The sequence below is a fragment of the Rahnella perminowiae genome, from assembly GCF_019049695.1.
In the GTDB taxonomy this organism is placed as follows: domain Bacteria; phylum Pseudomonadota; class Gammaproteobacteria; order Enterobacterales; family Enterobacteriaceae; genus Rahnella; species Rahnella perminowiae.
Genome location: NZ_JAFMOT010000119.1, coordinates 1 through 2826 on the forward strand (window position 1 = coordinate 1; position 2826 = coordinate 2826).

Consider the following 2826-nt stretch of genomic DNA (forward strand, 5'->3'; position numbering starts at 1 on the left):
TCTTTCGCCAGCTTCTCAATCAGGGCTTCGCTGGGTTTGGTCGGCGGAATGTTCGCTTTGCGATCTTCCAGCCATTTTATCTTGCCATCCCAGGCAGGCAGCGGGGCCGGTGGGAGGGGGACGATATCGTTGATTTCTGGGACGGTGGGGTGGGCATACGAGTAGTTGGCAAGAATTCTCCAGATTGCTTCATATCGTCTGGCGCGCTCAGGGTCTTTCGGCAAGGCTAGGTAATCAAGTTTATTAGAAGATTCAGGACCATTGAATCCACTTTCTAAAAAGCTGGCAGATGTTGAATCACCAGCCATCACCCCTAACTGGAATGCCTTGACAGCCTCTTGATAAAGACCTTTTACTGCCAGTGCATTACCTAGGTCATTAGCCGCTCCACCATCTCCCTGTTCGGCGGCACAATGGAGCATTTGTCTGGATACATCCGGTGCCATTTGTGCCGGAGATAATTTGTCACCAACATAAGCTTGGGCTTGTTGATTCCCCTCATCGGCAGCTTTGCGGTAGTAACGCAATGCCATTTCAGGATCTTGCTGTAGCCCTGCAGCGCCTCGTTCAAGATAAATAGCAATAAAATAGTAACCAGTCGCTATCTTGGCATCGATCAATTGTTGGCTCATGCGCAGCTGCTCATCACTATTTAGTGAAAACTGTCCACGCATCGCGCTGTTTTGTAGGTTGATGCTAGCTTTATAGTGACCATTGGCTGCTGCAATCCGGTAAAGCCGCTCGGTTTCCACATCCACTGTTTTATCTTGTTTAAGCTGGTTGTTGACCTGTAACCAGCGGGCGTATTTATACAATATATCGGGTTCAGCGGGAGCGTCGGGGATAGCTTCGAGTTTGCAGGTAAAGGCCAGTTTGGCATTAACGTTAGTGAGCGGGTCCATAGCAAAATCCTTTTTTACAGAAGTCGTGTTTTTACCGCCGTCACAGGCCGTTAAAAGAAGACAAGATAACAATAATAATCTGCGCATTAGTCCAGATCCTTCAGAGTAGACTCGTTGTAGCGAAACTTTATCAATGGCGCTGCAGGATTATCTACCCCTGTATCCTGAAGCTTTTTATTTCTATCAAGAAGTTTTTCCCAAGCTTCAAATGCTTTGTCAGGATCATCCTGCGCACCTTGCTTATTCGTATGCAGGTTCCAAAGCTTTTGTCGTAGCGCTTTTGTCACGCTTTTCATCTCATGAGCAATATTCATTTCGCTGTCTACTTGCATACTGCGGGTGTTGATATTGGCGGAGCCATGAGTAGTGAAAACATCATTTATGATCATGAGCTTGGAGTGAATATAAACAGGCATCCATTTCTCTGCAGGTGAATCTTTTGCCACCAGTGAGCAAATATGAACTTTCAGACCGGGAACCGTTTCAGGTTTAATTGTGCTGTCCTGAATTTCCTGAGCCTGTTTTTCAAATCCTGCCGTTTTTCTTAGCAAGTCCTGATACCTTTTATTCGCATCGGCAGGATCGAGATATATAGCAGGCGCCGTGGTGAAAACTTCTTCGCTGGCTTTGCCAATCCTGGTCAATTTTGTCACATTCGGAATTGTGTCGGCGCGGCCGAGAACTTCCAACATGCGTTGGGTATTCACCGTGCCAGCACCAATACCCTGATCAGTAACGTTGGTGACAACGAATAAATGTAATGAACCGTGTTCACCGGGATCCCTGCCCGCTTTGCTTTGAACTTCTGCTGCTTTTTTGATGGCTTCTGCCAATGGAGGCCAGCGAAAATATTGGTTCTCTATATATATAAACTGCGTCGCATTATTAACTGTTTTCAAATAGAGTTTTTCTATATCTCGTTTGCCTTCCTGCGCCTGAGTGCGCAAAAGTTGCGCCATGATCGGAGTGCCAAATTCTGAACGCTGTTGAAGCTTTTTAGCGACTTCTCTAGCATTACGCATAATGAGTAAATCTTGTCCCGTTTCCCTCAGCCACGCGGTGGCAAAGTTTTTATGCAAATGTTCCAGAATTGGCCCGGTTACCTGACTGGATATATCTTGTCTTGGCAGATCTCCGCGTGGTCCTGTGTTAGGTCCAACTTTATCTTTGGCAAGACGATTCATGGAAGTGTGAGAGTCCGTGTCCCAATATTCGTCAAGCATGTTATGCCCCATAACGAAACCGATGGCATGCTCAGGTAATTCAAAGTCAATCAGCACAGTTTTTTGATGGTGAGTTACCGTGCCTGCCATTGTCAGCACTGTGTAAGCGCTCAGATTCTTATCAATGCTTTGATATGTTGATCTGTAGGCCAGTTCTGCACGATCTTTCGGATTGAATCCACGACCGGCGAATACCGGAGTTTCAGTAAGAATTTTGTTAATATTGTCTTTATCATGCTTAACTTTAGTAAAGCCAACATTCATTCCCGCCGCACTTACCGCTTGGAGTTTGCTTTCGTATGAGTGTTGTCTAAACCATTCGCCATCATAAGCGTATTGTTCCACAGTTGAGGTTTGTCCTGCTCGTGCCTTAATGCTGATAGGACCTTTATTAGGTAAATTCGCTTCGCCAGCAACTCCAGCTGAATTAAAAGGCATTTCCCAGCCAAGGACACGAACCTGCACCTTATTTTTAAGTGCTATTTGGTTGAGTAACTCACCAATACAAGGTGCCTGACCATCCCGAATAAAATACATGGATGGTTGAAATCCCCAGCAGATGATATCGACGGTCTGACCTGCCCCCAGGATTAGATACAACCGTCAGTTAGTAATGTCGGTTTGTTTACCTTCACATTTTCCATTTCGCCACCGTGCTGCAAACTCTGATGGCGTCAGATAATTCAGTGCCGAATGTGGAC

The 2826-nt window shown here is 45.9% G+C and carries 2 protein-coding genes; both read right to left on the reverse strand.

The annotated features are described in order from the left end of the window. On the reverse strand, nucleotides 1-989 hold a 989-nt coding region (locus J1781_RS00670), incomplete at its 3' end, for an SEL1-like repeat protein (protein ID WP_217233049.1). Continuing rightward, nucleotides 989-2662 (reverse strand): Tle5 family T6SS lipase effector, encoded by a 1674-nt coding sequence (locus tag J1781_RS26070; RefSeq protein WP_238483437.1) that lies wholly within the window; start codon nucleotides 2660-2662, stop codon nucleotides 989-991. The genes J1781_RS26070 and J1781_RS00670, both read right to left, overlap by 1 nt. Nucleotides 2663-2826 lie beyond the last annotated feature (164 nt).